At 65.0% G+C, this 18,951-nt stretch carries 16 protein-coding genes; 9 read left to right on the top strand and 7 right to left on the bottom strand.

Annotated elements, in window-relative coordinates; all coding sequences use genetic code 11:
• The first annotated feature begins 33 nt into the window (after window positions 1-33).
• The 6 genes from AC07VH_RS01390 (at window position 34) to AC07VH_RS01365 (ending at window position 5,907) form a co-directional block, all read left to right on the top strand.
• Window positions 34-609 carry a helix-turn-helix domain-containing protein gene (locus AC07VH_RS01390; protein WP_070218654.1) on the top strand — a complete coding sequence of 192 codons (576 nt, stop codon included), beginning with the start codon at window positions 34-36 and terminating at the stop codon, window positions 607-609.
• Between the two features lie 169 nt (window positions 610-778).
• Window positions 779-1,705: an STM4015 family protein gene (locus AC07VH_RS01385; protein WP_494786512.1), complete on the top strand. Its 927-nt coding sequence runs from the start codon at window positions 779-781 to the stop codon at window positions 1,703-1,705.
• 15 nt (window positions 1,706-1,720) lie between these two features.
• The gene (locus AC07VH_RS01380) at window positions 1,721-2,809 is read left to right on the top strand and encodes an STM4014 family protein (protein ID WP_494786511.1); all 1,089 of its coding nucleotides are present in this window, start codon (window positions 1,721-1,723) and stop codon (window positions 2,807-2,809) included.
• The gene (locus AC07VH_RS01375) at window positions 2,802-3,650 is read left to right on the top strand and encodes an STM4013/SEN3800 family hydrolase (RefSeq protein ID WP_494786510.1); all 849 of its coding nucleotides are present in this window, start codon (window positions 2,802-2,804) and stop codon (window positions 3,648-3,650) included. Before AC07VH_RS01380 ends, AC07VH_RS01375 begins: the two co-directional genes overlap by 8 nt.
• Window positions 3,647-5,026 carry an STM4012 family radical SAM protein gene (locus AC07VH_RS01370; RefSeq protein ID WP_494786509.1) on the top strand — a complete coding sequence of 460 codons (1,380 nt, stop codon included), beginning with the start codon at window positions 3,647-3,649 and terminating at the stop codon, window positions 5,024-5,026. The genes AC07VH_RS01375 and AC07VH_RS01370 overlap by 4 nt, the downstream gene beginning before the upstream one ends.
• On the top strand, window positions 5,020-5,907 hold the full coding sequence (locus AC07VH_RS01365) for an STM4011 family radical SAM protein (RefSeq protein WP_494786508.1): 888 nt from the start codon (window positions 5,020-5,022) through the stop codon (window positions 5,905-5,907). The genes AC07VH_RS01370 and AC07VH_RS01365 overlap by 7 nt, the downstream gene beginning before the upstream one ends.
• Window positions 5,908-6,000: 93 nt before the next feature.
• Here AC07VH_RS01365 and AC07VH_RS01360 read toward each other — a convergent pair whose 3' ends face one another.
• On the bottom strand, window positions 6,001-8,184 hold the full coding sequence (locus AC07VH_RS01360; RefSeq protein ID WP_494786507.1) for a prolyl oligopeptidase family serine peptidase: 2,184 nt from the start codon (window positions 8,182-8,184) through the stop codon (window positions 6,001-6,003).
• Window positions 8,185-8,597: 413 nt separating this feature from the next.
• Here AC07VH_RS01360 and AC07VH_RS01355 point away from each other — a divergent pair, with 413 nt between their 5' ends.
• Entirely contained in the window at window positions 8,598-10,385 is a 1,788-nt protein-coding gene (locus tag AC07VH_RS01355; RefSeq protein ID WP_494787100.1) for a GGDEF domain-containing protein, read from the top strand.
• 18 nt (window positions 10,386-10,403) lie between these two features.
• On the opposite strand, the gene AC07VH_RS01350 is transcribed toward AC07VH_RS01355, so the two are convergent.
• From AC07VH_RS01350 to AC07VH_RS01330, 5 genes are all read right to left on the bottom strand, one after another.
• The gene (locus AC07VH_RS01350; RefSeq protein ID WP_494786506.1) at window positions 10,404-10,847 is read right to left on the bottom strand and encodes a DUF6386 family protein; all 444 of its coding nucleotides are present in this window, start codon (window positions 10,845-10,847) and stop codon (window positions 10,404-10,406) included.
• Window positions 10,844-11,320, bottom strand: a complete 477-nt coding sequence (locus tag AC07VH_RS01345) for a DUF4262 domain-containing protein (RefSeq protein WP_494786505.1) — start codon at window positions 11,318-11,320, stop codon at window positions 10,844-10,846. The genes AC07VH_RS01350 and AC07VH_RS01345 overlap by 4 nt, the downstream gene beginning before the upstream one ends.
• 101 nt (window positions 11,321-11,421) lie before the next feature.
• Window positions 11,422-12,807 (bottom strand): tetratricopeptide repeat protein, encoded by a 1,386-nt coding sequence (locus AC07VH_RS01340; RefSeq protein WP_489627523.1) that lies wholly within the window; start codon window positions 12,805-12,807, stop codon window positions 11,422-11,424.
• A 176-nt stretch (window positions 12,808-12,983) separates the two neighbouring features.
• On the bottom strand, window positions 12,984-13,613 hold the full coding sequence (locus AC07VH_RS01335) for a 3'-5' exonuclease (protein ID WP_475414495.1): 630 nt from the start codon (window positions 13,611-13,613) through the stop codon (window positions 12,984-12,986).
• A gap of 38 nt (window positions 13,614-13,651) precedes the next feature.
• Window positions 13,652-14,902, bottom strand: a complete 1,251-nt coding sequence (locus AC07VH_RS01330; RefSeq protein WP_475414494.1) for an Hsp70 family protein — start codon at window positions 14,900-14,902, stop codon at window positions 13,652-13,654.
• Between the two features lie 178 nt (window positions 14,903-15,080).
• Here AC07VH_RS01330 and AC07VH_RS01325 point away from each other — a divergent pair, with 178 nt between their 5' ends.
• Entirely contained in the window at window positions 15,081-17,165 is a 2,085-nt protein-coding gene (locus AC07VH_RS01325) for an Ig-like domain-containing protein (RefSeq protein ID WP_494786504.1), read from the top strand.
• A gap of 238 nt (window positions 17,166-17,403) precedes the next feature.
• Window positions 17,404-18,429: a LacI family DNA-binding transcriptional regulator gene (locus AC07VH_RS01320; protein WP_475414492.1), complete on the top strand. Its 1,026-nt coding sequence runs from the start codon at window positions 17,404-17,406 to the stop codon at window positions 18,427-18,429.
• Window positions 18,430-18,482: 53 nt separating this feature from the next.
• Here the strand turns inward: AC07VH_RS01320 and AC07VH_RS01315 are convergent, their stop codons facing one another.
• Window positions 18,483-18,902 (bottom strand): YidB family protein, encoded by a 420-nt coding sequence (locus tag AC07VH_RS01315; protein ID WP_475414491.1) that lies wholly within the window; start codon window positions 18,900-18,902, stop codon window positions 18,483-18,485.
• Between the last annotated feature and the right edge of the window lie 49 nt (window positions 18,903-18,951).

Genomic DNA, 18,951 nt, shown 5'->3' with positions numbered 1-18,951 from the left:
CCAAGCCTTTTGAACTTTGCAAGCCACCTGCCGATGAAAACCAGCGTTTCGACCAATTCTCCCCCTGAAGTGGGTGCCACCCTGCAACGGCTGCGCCTGGCGCGCGGCCTGACACTCGAGGATTTGTCGCGCATCGCGGGCGTCTCGAAGTCCATGCTGTCGCAGATCGAGCGCGAAAAAGCCAATCCCACCATCGCCATTACGTGGCGCCTGGCCAACGCCCTGGGCGTGCAGATCGGCGAATTGCTGTCGAGCGCGGAAAAAGCCGTGGAAACCATCCGCATCACGGATGCCCATGAAACCCCCACCCTGCCCGGCGACCACGCGGGCTACGTGCTGCGCATCCTGGGACCGATGGAGCTGGCCGGCAAATACGAATGGTATGAAGTGACCCTGGCGCCCGGTGGCGAACTGGCCTCGCAGCCGCACGACCCGGGCACCACCGAGCATTTGACGGTGATCCACGGCAACCTGGAACTGGAAGTGGGCGCGGCGAAGAAAAAGGTCAAGAATGGTGGCACGGCACGGTATCCGGCCGACCAGCCGCATACGATACGCAACCTGGGCAAGACCGAGGGCAAGGCTTTGCTGGTGGTCATCCACAGGTAGGCGCCGCCAGCAGTGCGCAATATGTCCATATGGCTATGCTAAGATTTTAGTATAGACAAGATTTCCAGGCCTGGATGTCTTCGCAGAGCGTCGCGGCACATCCCGGCTCGCCCCTCCGCCACACTGCGCGCGGCATCCAGGCCTCCACCGCCCACACGGAGCCACAGCGATGACCATTTCCGACAGCACCACCACCTTCCACGACAAGAAAGTCGTCCAGTACGACCCCGACCTGCCGTTCGACGCCTCGCCCGGCATCGTCTACCGCCTGTCGCTCGAATACGACGACAAGCGCAAGATGGACGAGCTGATCGCCGGCTTTCTCGGCAAGGCCGACAAGGGCGCGCTCGAAGCGCTGATCATCGGCATGTGGGGCGACCCGTACGAATCGGGCGCCGACGAGGTGATGGCCGCGCTGATCGCCCACGCGCCGCAGTTGCCGAAGCTGCGCGCCCTGTTCATCGGCGACATGACGTACGAGGAATGCGAAATCTCGTGGATCGTGCAAGGCAGCTACAAGCCCCTGCTGGACGCCTTCCCGCTGCTGGAAGAACTGCGCATCCGCGGCGGCAATGAACTCGTCATCGAACCGTTCGCGCACCAGCACCTGCGCCGCTTCACCATCGAAGCGGGCGGCCTCGATCAAAAGATCGCCGAGGCGCTGGCGCAATCGAGCATGCCGCAGCTGGAACACCTGGAACTGTGGCTGGGCACGGACGACTATGGTTTTTCGGGCGACGTGGACCTGTACCGCAAGGTGCTGGCGCAGCTGACCGTGCCCACCCTGAAATATCTGGGCTTGCGCGACGCGGAAATCGCCGACGACCTGGCCGTCTGGCTGGCCGAGGAACCGCTGGCGGCGCAACTCGATACGCTGGACCTGTCGCTGGGCACCATCGGCGACCTGGGCGCCGTGGCCGTGCTCAATCACACGCAGCTGGGCAAGTTGAAGCGCCTGGACCTGTCGCACCACTACATCTCGGAAGAAAACCAGGCCAAGCTGAAGGCGCTGCCCTTCGAGGTGGTACTGGACGACCCGCAGGAAGCGGACGAGGACGACGGCGAAAGCTACCGCTACGTGGCTGTCGGCGAATAAGCGGAGCTTCGCCCTTTGCACACGCAACTCACCCTGCTGGCGACACAGGGCAGCAAGCGCGTGCGCCTGATGCAGGCGGCGCGCGCCCAACTGCGCCTGCCGCCCGCGCAGGTGCTGGAATGGCGCGACTGGCTGGCGCAGCCTGCGCTGCTGCATGATGCATTGCGCCAGCCAGGCATACTCAAAATCGAGCCGCCCGGCGACGATGCCGCCGCCCATTTGCTGTTGCTGCAGGCGGGCTGCAGGCTGCTGGAGCGTCCGCCGGTCGCTGCGCCCGAACACGGCGAGCTGCTGGCCATGGATGCATGGTTTGCCGGCTTTACGGCGGCCATGGCGTCCGTGGCGGCGCAACTGGCTGATTTGCCGCAAACGCGCGTGCTCAATGCACCGGCCGAAATCAGCCGCATGACGGACAAGCTGGCCTGCCAGCGCCACCTGGCCGCACACGGCATCGCCATTCCCAGCCTGCTCGGCCCCGTGCACGGCTACGAGCATCTGCAGGCGCTGCTGCACCAGCATGACCTGGACCGCGTCTACCTGAAACCGCGCTACGGCTCGTCCGCATCCGGCGTCATCGCCTATCGCCGGAACAAGGCCGGGCGCCAGCAAGCCACCACCTCGGCCACCTTGTCGCGGGCGGATGGCCGGACGCGTTTGTTCAACGTCAAACGCATGGCGCGCTACGAGACGACCGCCGACATCGCCGCCCTCGTCGACGCGCTGGCCGCGCAGGAGCTGTATGCGGAAAGGTGGCTGAACAAGCCGCGCTGCGGCGACAGCCATTACGACCTGCGCGTGGTGACCGTGGCGGGCCAGCCCGCGCACCGCGTGGCGCGCATCGGACCGCAGATGATGACGAATCTGCACCTCGACAACCGGCGCGGCGACGCGTCCGGCCTGCTGGACGCAGCCGACCTGACCGCGCTGGAGCAAACCGCCGCCCTGGCCGCGCGCGCCTTCCCCGCCAGCCACGTGACGGGCTACGACCTCGTCGTGCGCCACGGCCAGGCCCACGTGCTGGAGGCGAACGCCTTCGGCGACCTGCTGCCAGGCTTGCTGTGGCAAGGCATCGATACTTACACGGCGCAACTGGCCCATGCTTAAAGAAACACCGATCATCCCCGACATGCACGCCGTCGTCGGCAGTCACGATATCGTCTTCCTCACGCTCGACACGCTGCGCTTTGACGTGGCGCAAGCCCTGTACGAGGCGGGCGAATTGCCCGTGCTGGGGCGCTTCTTGCCGCCCGGCGGCTGGGAACGGCGCCACTCGCCCGCCACGTTCACGTATGCGGCGCACCAGGCCTTCTTCGCGGGCTTCTTGCCCACGCCGGCCGCGCCGGGCCGCCATCCGCGCCTGTTCGCTTCCGCCTTCGCCGGCAGCGAAACGACGTCGCCGCACACGTTTGCCTTCGAAGAAGCCGACCTGCCCGCCGCGCTGGCCGCGCGCGGCTACCGCACCATCTGCATCGGCGGCGTGGGATTCTTTAACAAACAGACGGCGCTGGGCTCCGTGCTGCCTTCGCTGTTCCAGGAAAGCCACTGGAGTGCGGGCATGGGCGTGGCCGGCCGCCATTCGACCGAAAAACAGGTGGCGCTGGCCATCGACCGCCTGGCGGACGGTGCACAGCGCACCTTTTTATTCATCAACGTGGCCGCCCTGCATACGCCGAACCGCGCCTACCTGCCCGGCTGCCGCGCCGACAACCTCGACAGCCACGCGGCCGCCCTGCGCTATGTGGACGGCGCGCTGGCGCCCTTGTTTGCCGCCTGCGCCGCGCGCGCGCCCACGTTCGCCATCGTCTGCTCGGACCACGGCAGCGCCTACGGCGAAGACGGCTACCGCGGCCACAGGGTCGCCCACGACAGCGTGTGGAACGTGCCGTATGCGCACTTTTTCATCGCCCCCGATACCGATATACCTCCCAAGGAGTCCCCACCGTGAATCCATCCGAACAACCGGGCACCCTGGCGCAGCGCATGCGCCACACGCCCTACCAGGCGTATTCGTATTCCTACCCGCACAAGGCGGCCTACCGCGCCTTGCCGCAGGCGGCGCCCCTCGCGCCCCTGTGGGCGCGGCAGGACCGCTCCGCCCTCTTCGCTTACATCCACATCCCGTTTTGCGAGATGCGCTGCGGCTTTTGCAACCTGTTCGCCATGGCCCGTCCCGGCGCCGACATGGTCGAGCGCTACGTGCGGCAAGTGCTGGTGCAGATGCGCGCACTCAACGGCGCACTGGGCGAACGGCGCTTCGCCCGCTTCGCGCTGGGCGGCGGCACGCCCACCTACCTGTCGCCCGTGCAGCTCGATACCCTGCTGTGCGGCGCGCGCGACATCCTCGGCATCGACCTGCAGCACACGCCGGCCGGCATCGAAGCCTCGCCCGAAACCATCACGGCGGAACGCCTGGCGGTCTGCCGCGCGCATGGCATCGACCGCGTCAGCCTGGGCATCCAGAGCTTTGCCGCCGGCGAAATGCGCGCGCTGGCCCGCCCGCAGCAGAACGCCACCGTGCAGCACGCCATCGGCCTGATACGCGACGCCGGCTTTCCCACCTTGAACCTGGACCTGATCTACGGCATCGCGGGGCAAACCGTCGCCAGCCTGCTCGCGTCCATCGACAGCGCGCTGGCCTTCCTGCCCGAGGAAATCTACCTGTATCCGCTGTACGTGCGCGAGCAGACGGGTCTTGGAAAAGTGGCGCGGCGCCAGGGCGCGCAGTCGCTCAACCCCATCATGCTGGCGCGCGACGGCGACAGCCGCCTGGCCCTGTATGCGGCCGCGCGCGACCATTTGCGCGCCCAGGGATACGAGCAGGTGTCGATGCGCATGTTCCGCGCGCCCCACGCACCGGAACAAGACGGCCCTTCGTACTGCTGCCAGAACGACGGCATGGTGGGCCTGGGCGCGGGCGCCCGCTCCTACACATCGCGCCTGCATTATTCGAGCCAATACGCGGTGGCGCGGCTTGATACCATCAACATCATCGACAACTACCTGGCGCTCGACGAGGCGCGCTTCGCGCAGGCCGAACACGGTTACCAGCTCGATGACGAAGAACAGCGCCGGCGCTACGTGATCCAGTCGCTGCTGACGGAACCGGGCCTGGACCGCGACGCCTACGCGGCGCGCTTCGGCTCCCGCTGCGAGATTGACCTGCCGCAGCTGGCCGAGCTGCACGCGCTGGAGTTGGTGGAGGAAGACGGTCCGCTGCTGCGCCTGAATGACCGGGGCTACAGCTACGCCGACACCATCGGCCCCTGGCTGGCATCCGATACGGTGCGCGCGCTGATGGCCGAAGGCGGCCAGGCGTGCTGACAGCGCAAGCACCAACGCTGTCCCTGCTGTACCGGGGCACGCTATCGAGCTGCAACTACGCCTGCGGCTACTGCCCGTTCGCCAAGAAGCGCGACAGCCGCGCCACACTGGCCCGCGATGCGCGCGAAGTGGCGCGCTTTAGCAGCTGGGTGGCGGCGCAAGACCGGAACATCAGCGTGCTGTTTACGCCCTGGGGCGAAGCGCTGGTGCGGCGCCACTACCGGAACGCGATGCAAACCCTGGCCAGCCTGCCGCACGTGCGCCAGGTGGCGCTGCAGACGAATCTGTCCGGCCCCCTGGACTGGCTGGAGAACATGGTCGGGCTGGAAAAGGTCGGCCTGTGGTGCACCTATCACCCGGACCAGACGACCTTGTCCCGCTTTCTCGCCCGCTGCGCGCGGCTCGATGCCATGGGCGTGCGCTATTCCGTCGGCGTCGTCGCCATGAACGAGCACCTGGAGGCCATCCGCGGCCTGCGCGCGGCCCTGCCCGCCCACGTCTATCTGTGGCTGAACGCCTACGACCGGCGTGGCCCCGGCTATTACAGCGAACAAGACCTGGCCGAACTGGACGCCATCGACCCGTGGTTCGCGCACAACCGCCGCCCGCCGCCCTCGCGCGGCAAACCGTGCCTGGCGGGCGAGACGTCGCTATCCGTCGACGGCGACGGCGAGCTGGCGCGCTGCCACTTCGTGCCCGAGCGGCTGGGGAATCTGTACGTGGATGAACTGGAAGACATGCTGCAGGAACGCTCCTGCCCCCGCTTCAAGTGCGATTGCTATATCGGCTATGCGCAGCGCAAGGATTTGCCGTTTCAGACGGTGTTTGGGGAGGGGGTGCTGGCGAGGATTGCGGAAGCAGGCCAGCGTAGGTCGGATTAGCGGCGGCACGCCGCGTAATCCGACACATTGTTGGCGCTGGCGGTGTCGGATTACGCGCTGCGCGCTAATCCGACCTACCGCCTTACTACCTGATTACTGCGCCGCCACCTTGGCCGGCTCAGGCGCCGTCACCGGCGTCATCTTCAGCGAACGGCTGAGGAAGCCCCAGCGGTCCGCCACTTCTTCGATCTGCTTGGTCGTCGGCTTGCCGGCGCCATGGCCAGCCTTGCTTTCGATGCGGATCAGCACGGGCGCCGGACCGCCTTGCGCTGCCTGCGCGGCGGCGGCGAACTTGAAGCTGTGGGCCGGCACGACGCGGTCGTCGTGGTCGGCCGTCGTGATCATCGTGGCCGGATAGCAGCCGCCCGCCTTCAGGTTGTGCAGCGGCGAGTATTTCACCAGCGCCTTGAATTGCTCTGCGTCGTCCGACGAACCATAGTCAGGCACCCAGCCCCAGCCCACGGTGAACTTGTGGAAACGCAACATGTCGAGCACGCCCACCTGCGGAATCGCCGCGGCGAACAGGTCCGGACGCTGCGTCATGGCCGCGCCGACCAGCAAGCCGCCATTGCTGCCGCCGCCGATCGCCAGCTTCGATGGCGAGGTAACCTTGTTGTCCACCAGCCATTGCGCCGCGCCAATGAAATCGTCGAAGACGTTTTGCTTGTTCAGCTTGGTACCAGCCTGGTGCCAGGCTTCGCCGTATTCGCCGCCGCCGCGCAGGTTGGCCATCACGAAGACGCCGCCCATTTCCACCCAGGCGAGATTTGCCACGGAGAAGTTTGGCGTGAGCGAAATATTGAAGCCGCCATAGCCGTACAGATAGGTCGGGTTCGAACCATCCAGCTTCATGCCTTTTTTCGAGACGATGAACATCGGCACCTTGGTGCCGTCGCGGCTGGTGAAGAATTGCTGGCGCGTTTCAAAGGCGTTCGGGTCGAAATCGACCTTCGGCTGGCGGTACACCGTGCTTTTGCCCGATTTCATGTCGTAGCGGTAGATGGTCGCCGGCGTCGTGAAACTGGCGAACGAGTAGAACGTTTCCGTGTCGCCACGCTTGCCCGCGAAACCACCGGCCGAACCGATGCCCGGCAAGGCCACTTCACGCACCAGCTTGCCTTTCAGATCGACGATCTTGATTTGCGTTTGCGCATCTTTCAGGTAGTTAAGCACCAGCTGGTTGTTGATCAGGTTGACGGCGACCAGGGTTTCCGCTGCTTGCGGCACGATCTCTTTCCAGTCGGCAGGCGCAGGTTTGCGCGTGTCGATGGCGATCACGCGCGATTTTGGCGCCTTGTTGTCCGTATTGAAGAAGAACACGGGACCGTCATTGTCGATGAACGAGTAGGAAGCGTCGAACTCCTCCAGCAAGCCCACCACCTTGGCGTTCTTCTGGCGCAAGTCCTTGTAGAAGACGCGGTTCTTGCGTTCCGTGCCCTGCGTGGCCGTGATGATCAGGTAATTGCCATCGTCGCTGACGGTGCTGCCGCCGAACGCCCATTCCTTCTGGTCGGGACGGTCGAAGACGAGCACGTCGTCGCTTTGCGGCGTGCCGATCTTGTGGAAGTACAATTTCTGGAAGTAATTGATATCGGCCAGCTTGGTGGCTTCGTTCGGCGCGTCATAGCGGCTGTAGAAGAAACCGGTGTTGTCCTTGGTCCACGAGGCGCCCGAGAACTTGGCCCACTTGATGTGGTCCGTCAAATCCTTGCCCGATTCGATGTCGCGCACTTTCCACTCGTTCCAGTCGGAACCGGAGGCGGACGTGGCGTAGGCCAGGTATCTGCCGTTCGGGCTGATCGAGGTGCCGGCCAGCGCCACCGTGCCGTCCGTCGACAGGGTGTTCGGGTCCAGCAGCAGACGTGGCTCGTCGGACAGCTTTTTCACCGTGTACAGCACGGCCTGGTTTTGCAAGCCGTCGTTGCGGCTGTAGAAGTAGCGGCCACCCTGTTTCGTTGGCGTAGAGAAACGCTCATAATTCCACAGCTTGGTCAGGCGCTGCTTGATCGCGGTGCGCTCGGGGATCGTGCCCAGGTACGATTGCGTCAGCTTGTTTTGCGCCGCCACCCATTCGCCCGTTTCCGCGCTGTTGGCGTCTTCCAGCCAGCGGTACGGATCGGCGATGGTGGTGCCGAAATAGCTGTCTTGCTGATCGACTTTTTTGCTGACCGGATACGTCACGGGGGCGCCATCGCCGGCAGGACAGGATTGTGCCAGGGCATTGCCACCGAAAGCGGCCAGCAAGCTGCATATGAGGGTTGCACTACGTAATTGCATGGGTTGTTTGTCTCATTGTTGGATGTCGAGGAAAGCAGGCCGCGCACACATGCCACGGCTGCCCATGTTGACTTTCGCCAAGAGAAATCATAGCGTGGATTGCCACTTTTAAAGCACAGTTATCCGATGGATTTACCATCTTTTGTTTGGCAAATTTAGATGGATTGCCATGATAAATCTCGCTTTTGGCGGAATCGGCAAACTGACGTTCATACAAGAAACTTTATCAAAAGAAAAGTCGTTTCATCAAGCTGTCATAAATCTTCTTTACTATCAGCAACATGTTCATGGCCCGTCCAGAGGCCGTGCCGCCACATCCGCCTATGTACACTCTCGCCCTCCCTTCCGCCACCGCCGCGCCTGCCCCCGCGACGCCATCGAACGTGGCTTACCTGAAGCCGCCATCGGCCAGCATGACCATCGAAGGGACGGATGCCTTGCACGAGATTCTGGCGGGCCGCAAGCTCAGCGCGCTGTTCCAGCCCATCATCCACATGCACAGCGGCGACATCATCGGCTACGAGGGCTTGATACGGGGGCCGTCCGACAGCCCCCTGCACGCGCCGATGAATCTGTTCAAGGTGGCGCGCGCGCATGACCTGACCCTGGAAGTGGAACACCTGTGCCGGCAAGTGGTGCTCGAACGCTTTGCCGAACTGCAGCTGCCAGGAAAACTGTTTCTCAACGTCAGCCCCGAGTGTTTGTTGCTGCGCAATGCGCGCCATGGCGAAACCCTGGAATACATCGAGCACATCGGCATCAATCCGGACCGGGTCATCATCGAGCTGACGGAAAACCAGCCCACCTATGACTACGAGCTGATGCGCGAAGCGGTACTGCATTACCGCAACATGGGTTTCCAGATCGCCATCGACGACCTGGGCGAAGGCTTTTCCAGCCTGCGCCTGTGGTCGGAACTGCGGCCTGAATACGTGAAGATCGACATGCATTTCATCCAGGGCATCAATAACGACCCCGTGAAACTGCAGTTCGTGCGCTCGATCCAGGAAATCGCGGAGAAATCGGGCACTTTGGTGATCGCCGAAGGCATCGAGGCGCAGACGGAATTGCTGGTCTTGCGCGACCTGGGCGTGGCGTTCGGCCAGGGTTATCACCTGGGCCGGCCCAACATGGTGCCGGCGCGCGCCCTGCCGGCCGAAGTGGTGCAGGCGCTGGGACGCAACGGCGTGGCCGTGTATCCGCAGCGCAGCAGCCTGGAAAAGAACGGCGCCACCATCCGCAAGCTGCTGCACCGCGTGGCGGCCGTGTCGCCGCAACTCAACAACAACGAGGTGTACGACATCTTCCTGAAGGAACCGAAGCTGATGATCATCCCCGTCGTCGACGACGGCGTGCCGCTGGGCCTGATCAGCCGCTTCGAAATGATCGACCACTTCGCCCGCCCCTACCAGCGCGAACTGTACGGCAAGAAATCGTGCAGCCTGTTCATGGATGCCACGCCCCTGATCGCCGACCACGAGACAAGCTTGCAGGAACTCAGCTACACCATGGTGCAGTCCGATGCCCACCACCTGTTCAACGGCTTCATCATTACCGAACACGGCCGCTACCTGGGCATGGGCACGGGCCACGACCTGATGCGCGAAATCACGCAGATGCAGATCAATGCGGCCCGTTACGCCAACCCCCTCACGCAACTGCCCGGCAACGTGCCCATCAACGAGCATATCGACCGCCTGTTGCACAGCGCTGCCCGCTTCTGGGTCTGCTATTGCGACCTCGACCACTTCAAGCCCTTCAACGATGTGTACGGCTACCGCAAGGGCGACGACGTGATCCAGCTGACGGGAGAAATCCTCAGCGGCCATTGCGACCCGAACCGCGACTTCATCGGCCACATCGGCGGCGACGATTTCATGATTTTGTTCCAGAGCGAAGACTGGGAAACGCGCTGCCAGGCCATGCTGGACGACTTCGCGGCCGCCATCCTCGCCTACTACAGCAGCAGCGACTGCGAACGGGGCGGCTACATCAGCGAAGACCGGCAAGGCAAGAAAGTGTTTTATTCCTTGATCAGCCTATCCTTGGGCGTGATCAAGGTCGAGGCGCACCAGTACTACACGCACCACCAGATCGCCACGCAGGCGGCGGAAGCGAAGAAACAGGCGAAGAAAATCCACGGCAACAGCCTGTTCCTGGACCGGCGGCAAGGCGCGGCCGTGGCCCGTATGGATGGGTAGCCAGGGTTCAACGGCGCATCAAATACGCACGAGGTCGGAAAACGCATTGTTGCTGCGCGCATCGGGCACGAATGCCAGGCTGACGTGCGCGCCATCGCGGCGCGCCTGCACGCGGTAGCTGCCCGCCCGCACGTCCACGAACAGGCCGCCGTATGCCGTGTCCGGTTCCAGGCCGCCGCCCGTGACGTCTTCCCCGGCGCCGATGAAGACGCGGCCCGAGGCCACGGCCAGATGCACGCTCGCATGCGGCTCGGCAAGTTCGGCGTGCAAGGCGATGTCATACGCGCCGTCGTCGCCCACGTTGAAAAACGCCGCCTGGCCCGCATTCACGGCCGCCAGTTCCGCGCTGGGGAGGCTCCACCAGTCGCAGTCATCGTCGAGCTTGTGGCGCAGGAGGGCCGGGTCGAACACGCACAAGGTCGCCGTGCCGGTCACAATGCGAACGGAGATGCCTGCCGTCATGCGGCCGGCGGCGCCGGTCCCAGCAGGGGCTGGCTCTCCACGTACTGCGCGCTCGCTTGCGCCTGCCACGGGAAGTGGCCATCGCGCGACGGCCAGACGATCTGGTACAAGGTAAAATCATCGCCCTGGTAATACCAGCGCGCATAGCCGACATAGTTGCGGTATTGCTCGACGGGCACGCGCACGAAGGCGCACGGATGGCCTTCCAGCAAGACGTCCGTGGTGGCCGTGAAATCCGTGATGGCGCTGCTGCGCACGGCATCGAGCGCCACGTCGAGTATCTGGTGAGCCATGGAGCGCGGCAAGCCCATGATGAGAAATTCCGGCTGGCCAAAGCTGTGGCCGGCGCCTATCGTGAAGGCATAGCCGGGACCTTCTTCGTCAGCGCTGATATGCACGCCATGCCAGCCGTGCGTGGCGATGTCGTCGATGACTTTTTGCTCGGATGCATCCTCGCCTGCCTGCCTTACCATGTTCCACCTTTCACTGTGCCGAAAACCGCGCCGCTTTCGCGGCATGCTCTTCGGCAATTATCGCATGCAGTGCGCATCCCTGCGCGCACGGGGCTGGCGCTTCAGTCGGGCGGCAGCGGCGGCGAGCGCACCTGGTGCCATTGCCGCATGCGCCGCTGCGCCTCTTCCAGTTGTGCCGGCTCCAGCCTGGCGGCCGCCGCTTCCCGTGCCCTGGCCGCTCCGCTGTCGCCGCCCTCGGCCGCCAGCGCCAGCCACATGTAGCCGCAGACGGGATCCTTCTCCACGCCGCGCCCGCTGTTGTACATGCCGCCCAGATTGTACTGCGCCAGCGCATGGCCCTGGCCGGCCGCGCGCGCATACCATTGCACGGCCTGGCCATCGTCTTGCGGCACGCCATGGCCGTTCGCATACATGACGCCCAGGTTGTTTTGCGCGCTGGCATCGCCCTGCTCGGCCGCCGTGCGGTACCAGCGCACGGCGCACACCTCGTCGCGCTCCACGCCCTGGCCATTCGCATACATCACGCCCAGGTTGAACTGCGCATTCGACGCGCCCTGGGCCGCCGCCTTCGCATACCAGTCCAGCGCCTGGCGCAAGTCGCGGGCGACGCCGCGCCCGCCCGCAAACATGCCGCCCAGATTGTATTGCGCCATGCAATGGCCTTGGGTCGCGGCGCGCCGGTACCAGGCGACGGCGCGCGCCTCGTCCCGGTCCACGCCCTGGCCGCGCGCCAGCATCAGGCCCAGGTTGAACTGGGCGTCGGCGTCATCCTGCTCGGCCGCCCGCTGCAGCCAGGCGTAGGCGCGCAGCTGGTCGGGCGCCACGCCCAGGCCTTCCGCATACGCCACGCCAAGCTGACGCTGCGCCACGGCCAGGCCTTGGGCGGCAGCCTGGCGGAACCAGGCCAGTGCCTGCGTATCGCTTTGCGCCACGCCCTGGCCCCGCTTGTAGACGAGGCCCAGGTTCAGCTGCGCCTGCGCATCGCCCTGCAAGGCGGCCTTGCGGAACCAGGCCAGGGCCAGCGCATCGTTCTTCTTCGCGCCCATCCCTTGCGCATAGGCTTCTCCCAGCAAGGATTGCGCGCTCGCCACCCCCTGTTCGGAGGCGCGGTAAAACCACGCCAGGGCCAGTTCGTCGCTCTGCAGCACGCCGCGCCCCTTGCGGTACATCTGCCCCAGGTTTTGCTGGGCCGAGGCATCGCCCTGGGCGGCCGCGCGGCGGAACCACAGCACGGCGTCTTCGTCGCTCTGCGCCACGCCGCGGCCGTGGTAATACAGGGCGCCCAGGTGGTTCTGCGCGAAAGCCAGCCCCTGCAGTGCGGCCAGGCGTAGCCAGACAAAGGCGCGCGCATCGTCCTGCGCCACGCCCTCGCCCTTCTTGTACATCAATCCCAGGTTGAACTGGGCATAGGCATTGCCCTGCTCGGCAGCCGTGCGGAACCAGATATACGCTTCGTGGCTATCTCTGGCAGTATGGTGCTTGTCCATGTGCGCCCCCATCCACATTGCGCTTGCCGGCAGCACGCGCAAAACGGCGGCCCAGGGCGGCGAAATCGTGTGTTGCTTAAATTTTAAATTCGATGCGGGGAAATGACTTGAGCAGGCTCAAATGAAATAACAAAATTATATCGTTTTGATGAGCCCGCTTGGATGCGATACGCCGGTCAGCGGCGCGATGGATGCTTTTGCAGGAATTGCGGCACCTTGGCGGCGGCCAGCTTGTTCAGCGACACCAACAGGTCGGCGTCGACATCGGCGATGCCATAGCTGCTGCGCAGGTGGCGGCCGATATGGATCAGCACTTGCGCCGCCACTTCCGCATCGGACTCGGCCCTGTGGGCGGCACTCTTGAAGGCGATGCCCAGCTGGCTCGACAGCAAGCCCAGCTTGTAGCTGGCCATGCCGGGAAACACGCGGCGCGACAGTTTCAAGGAACATACAAGCGACTGGTGCGCCGGCGTCAGGTTCAGCCTGGCGCTTTCCGCGCGCAGGAATTTCTCATCGAAGCTGGCATTGTGCGCCGACAAGGCATCGCTGCCGATGAAGTCCAGCAATTGCGGCACCACCTCGGCCACGGGCGGCGCCTTGTCCACCATGGCCTGCGTGATGCCCGTCAAGCCCGTGATGAACGCGGGAATGCGGGCATTGCAGTTGATCAGGGTCACATAGCGGTCCGTGATCTGCCCGCCCTCGATGCGCAAGGCCGCCACTTCCGTGATGCGGTCGCCCATGTCGGGAGACAAGCCGGTCGTCTCGAAGTCGATCATGACGATCGGTTTGTCAAACACATTCATGGGGTAAGGCTCTTTCTGCAATGCTGCGGTGGGCCAGCTTAGCCGAACTTGCGCACGGCGTCCAGCGCGAGTCCCGCACCAATACTGCCGAACAAATCGCCTTCGACCTTGCGCGCGGCCGGCACCAGGGCGGCGATCTTTTCGCGCAGCAAGCGCACGCCGGAAGAGCCGCCCGTGAAGAATACGGTGTCGACGGCTTCCGGCGCCACGCCCGCGTCGCGCAGCAGCCGCAGCACGGTTTCTTCCACGGAACCGCACAGGTGACCGATGGCGTCGTCGAATTGCGTGCGTTTGAGCAACAGGCTTTGCGCGGGCGACAAACGGTCCAGCTCCAGCTGTACCTCGGCCGCGTCGGACAGGGCGATCTTGCCCTCTTCCACCTTCATGGCCAGCCAGTGGCCGGCCCGCTCGTCGATCAGCTTTTGCAAGCGCCCCATCTTGTCTTGCTCGCGCGCATCGCGGCACACGTCGGCCAGCTGCACCCAGATCTTCTTCGTGTAGGCCAGGTTGATCGTGTGCCAGGTCGCCAGGTTGAAATAATAGCTGGACGGCACTTCGCTATTGTTGTGCAGGCGGCTGCCGTAGCCAAGCAAGGGCATGACGGAAGACAGGCTCAGGTATTTATCGAAATCCGTGCCGCCGATGTGCACGCCGCCCGTGGCGAGGATGTCGTCGCGGCGCTCGGCCTTTTTCGCCCGCTCCGGCGACAGGCGCACCAGCGAAAAGTCGGAGGTACCGCCGCCGATGTCGGCGATCAGTACCAGCTCTTCCTTGGCTATCTGCGACTCGTAGTCGAAGGCGGCGGCGATCGGTTCGAACTGGAAGGCGACGTCCTTGAAGCCGACGGAGCGGGCCACTTCGGCCAGGGTATCCTGCGCCAGCTGGTCGGCCTGCGCATTGTCGTCGATAAAGAAGACGGGACGGCCGAACACGGCGGACGAGAATTCGCGGCCGGCGGACTGCTCGGCGCGGCGCTTCACTTCGCCAATGAATTGCGCCAGCAACATGCGGAACGGCAAGGCACGGCCGCCCACTTCCGTCTGGCCATCGATGAGGCTGGTACCCAGCAAGCTTTTCAGCGAGCGCATCAGACGGCCCTCGTAACCGGCCAGATAGCCGGCCAGCGCCGCGCGGCCAAAACTGACTTCCTCGTCTTCCGCATTGAAGAAGACGACGGACGGTAAGGTCGTCTTGCCATCTTCCAGGCCGAGCATGGTGCTCTGCCCGGGACGTGCCCAGCCTACCGTGGAATTTGACGTGCCGAAATCGACGCCGCAAGCATTGGCCATGTCGACCCTTCCCTGAATAAAGGGGCGTTATGTTATCAGAACGCACGCCATTGCACCAGAAAAATACTTCCGGCTGGGCCAAGACAACAAGCTTGCTTTGCATCAAGTACCCGCCGCGCGCAAAAGCTACTCTTGAGAAATTGATGCCGAGCAACTCGGCAAGTTCCCGGAGATCATCATGTTCCTCGCCCCCCTGCGCCACCTGCCCGCCGCCAGCCTGGCCGCATTCCTCGTTTGCCTGGCCGGCTGCGGCGGCGGGGGCGGCACCGATACGCAGGCATCCGGCGGCTGCTCGCTGCACAGCACGGCAGGCTGCGGCGGCAGCCTGCCGCCGCCGATCACGCCGCCCGTCACCCCGCCTGTCACCCCGCCCGTGACGCCCCCTGTGATTCCGCCCGTCACGCCGCCTGAGCCGGCCAGCCTGGCCAGCGCCGTCAACCTGGTGTTTTCCAGCACGGAACTGGCCTCCGCGGGCCTGGCCGGCAGCGAAGTGGCCGTCACGGCCCTCGTCAAGGATGGCGCCAACCTGGCCTTGCCAAACGCCAAGATTTCCTTTGCGGCCGATTCCGGCATCCTCGGCAGCGTCGACGCCGTCACGGACAAGAACGGCCAGGCGCGCGCCCTGCTGGGCACGGGCGGCGCCAACAGCAACCGCAGCATCACCGTGACGGCGCATGTGGGCACGCGCAGCGGCAAGGGCACGGTGGCCGTCACGGGCAGCAGCGTGGAATTGCTGGGACCGTCCGCCTTGATGCTGGGCCAGGGTGCCGACCTTACCGTCACCGTGCGCGACTCGGCGCGCAAACCCGTGGCCGGCGCCGCCATCGCCTACAGCACGGGCGCCGGCAACGGCGTGCGTGTCAAGGACGGCGGCGCGGCGCTCAGCAATGCGCAAGGCCAGCTGGTGCTGCGCCTGACGGCAGGCAGCCTGGGCAAGGATGCCGTGTCCGTCAACGCGCTGGGCGCCGCTGCCACGCAAGCGTATGCCGTGGCCGGCAGCGACCTGCGCCTGAGTCCGGCCGTGGGCCAGGACGCCAATGGCGCGGACGTGCTGCCGGAAGTGGCCACCCTCACATGCCAGCCCATCGACGCGCGCTACGACAAGGCGGGCGTGGCGCAATCGGGCAGCGCCAGCCTGTCGACCACGCGCGGCGGCCTGTTCGCGGACAACGCCTGCAGCCAGACCCTGCCTGCCAGCTTGACTTTTAGCAATGGCAACTTGCCGCGCAGCTATGTGCAGTCGGCCAACGCGGGCGTGGCCACCATCACGGCCGCCGTGGCCGGTGGGCCCTCGGCGCAGACGCGGCTGGAATTCGTCGCGCCATTGAGCCCTGCCAGCAAGCTGGCCGTGCAGGCGGAGCCGGCCGTGCTGCGCGCGAATACGAGCACTTCGGCGGCCACGGCCGACAACGCCAGCACCAGTATGAGCACAATCAGCGCCGTGGTGCGCGATGGCCCGGCGAGCAACCTGGTCAAGAATGCGCCCGTCGTGTTTACCATCTTGAGCGACCCCAGCGGCGGCTACCTGCGGCAGGCGGGCCGGGTGCTGACGGGCAGCGACGGCCTGGCGCGCGCCGAATACGTGGCGGGACCGGCCGACAGCGGCCGCGACGGCGTGCTGATCCAGGCCCGCATCGAAGGCGCCCCGCAAGCGGCGGCCACGGCACTCGTGCGCCTGACGGTGGCGCGGCAAGCGCTGTCGATCAAGCTGGGCACGGGTAGCCTGCTACGCGAATATTCGGCCAGCGTGCTGCAGAAGGACTTTGCCGTGTTCGTCTCGGACAGCGCCGGCAATGCCGTGCCCGGCGTCGCCATCACGGCCGCCGCCTGGCCCAGCCGCTATGCCAAGGGATTGTATACGTGGCAAGCGGACAAGCCCGAATTCCCCGACACGGGCGTCTGGCGCCTGGCCCTGCCCCACTACAGCTGCGCCAACGAGGACGTTTTGCGCAATGGCATTTTTGACGCCGCCTACGACCGCAACGGCAATGGCGTGCTCGACCCGGGCATCCCCCTGACCGTCAGCGCCAGCGGCCTGAGCGACGCGCTGGGCATGGCCACCGTCACCATCAGCTATCCGCGCAACTTTGCTTCCTGGGTGGACGTCGCCCTGACCGTGCGCGGCAGCGTCAGCGGCACGGAAGCGAGCACGACGGCGGATCTGCCATTGCCCGCCCTGGCCAGCGATTTCAGCGCCCGCCGCGTGGACCCGCCGGGACGCCTCAGCCCGTATGGCAGCGGCCCCTGCGACAGTCCCGATTGAAGGACAAGCATACCACTTGCCATTCAATCAAATTTTTTGCAACATAGACAATAAAACAGTCTTGCCACATGGAAATATTTTCGCTATGCTCATTCTGCCCGCCCAGGCCGCCACAAGCGGCCGGGCCTGCAGGAATACTTTGAGACAGGTTGCTTGCCAAACCAATATGCGAAAAAAGAATACTGTAGCCCGGACACCCAGCACCGCCGCCCGCGCCATACCCGGCACCGGACGGCGCGTGACTTCGTATGACGTGGCCCTGCTGGCCGGCGTGTCGCAATCGGCCGTGTCGCGCTGCTTCAAGCCGGGCGCCAGCGTCTCGCCCGCCACCCACGCCAAGGTCATGCAGGCGGCCATCACCCTCGACTACATCCCCAACGCGGCCGCGCGCAGCCTGATCACGCGGCGCTCGAACCTGGTGGCCGTCATCATTTCCAACCTGGCCAATCTGTACTATCCGCAAGTATTGTCCGACCTGAGCCAGCAAATCGCCCGCCAGGGCAAGCGTCTACTGTTGTTTACGCTGGAGCGCGAAGCGGACGTCGGCAGGGTCTTGAGCGATGTATGGCAATACCAGGTCGATGGCGCCGTCGTGGCCGCCTTCCTGTCGGACGCGCAGATGGCCGAATTCGCCCGGCGCGACGTGCCGCTGGTGCTGTTCAACCGCAGCCCCCGCGAGCACGCCGTGCATGCCGTGCTGTGCGACCAGGGGGAAGCGGCGCGCCTGCTCGTCTCGCGCCTGGCCGAGGCCGGCCACCGCCAGTTCGCCGTCATCGACGGTCCCGGCGACTCGGCCGTGGCGCAGGAACGCAAGGCCGGCGTGCTGGACCGGCTGTTCACGCTGGGCTTGCCCGCGCCCATCGTCGTCAGCGGCAACTACGATTACGCCAGCGGCGGACGCGGCTTGCGCAAGGTCATCGACCGCCTGGGCCGCGTGCCGGACGCCGTCATTTGCGGCAACGACATCATGGCCATCGGCTGCCTGGACACGGCGCGCCACCAGATGGGCATCCAGGTGCCGCTGCAGATGTCCGTGGCCGGCTTCGACGCGCTGGAAGCGTCGGGCTGGCTCAGCTACGACATCACCACCCTGCGCCAGCCCGTGCAAAAGATGGCCACCGATGCCGTCGCCATGCTGAGCGAGCTGATGGAACGGCGCGGCGGCATCGCCGAGCGGCGCCGCTATTGCTCGTATCTGGTGGAGGGGAGTACGGCCAGGCTGACCAGCGAACCTCAGCGTTTCGGCATGATGGCCGCCGCCTGAAAACAAAAAACCTCGCATCGCTGCGAGGTTTTTGAGTTCTGCGGCAATAAATATCAACCGAAGATCTTGCCCTTGAGCATATTCAAGCCTTGGCTGACGAGGTCATTGCCTTCAGGTACTTGACCGTTCGGCGTCAGCTTGTCGATCAGCTGGGGCAGCAAGGCGGCCAGGCCGCCCGAGGCCGCGTCCGGGGCGACGCCCGCTTTTTCCGCGATCTGCGTGATCGTGTCGGCGCCCAGCGCATCCTTGATCTGGTCGCCGGAGACGGGCGCATTGGCGCCGGTGCCGATCCAGCTGGCCACCTGGTCGCCCAGGCCGCTTTCCTGGAATTTCTGCAGCAGGCCGGGCAAGCCGCCATGCTGGTTGACCAGCTCCATCACGCTGGCCATCAATCCCGATGGGGCTTCCCCGTCAGCACCCTTGTTGCCCAAAGCGCTCATCGCCTGTCCTGCAAGTTGGTCTAGCAAACTCATCGTATTCTCCTGAACGCTGTCGATTGGTGCCGCGTACAGCGGCGTCCGG

The organism is Janthinobacterium sp. GW821-FHT03C10 (assembly GCF_059420865.1).
Note: the sequence above shows the minus strand (reverse complement) of the source record. Positions and strands in the feature narration are given on the sequence as shown.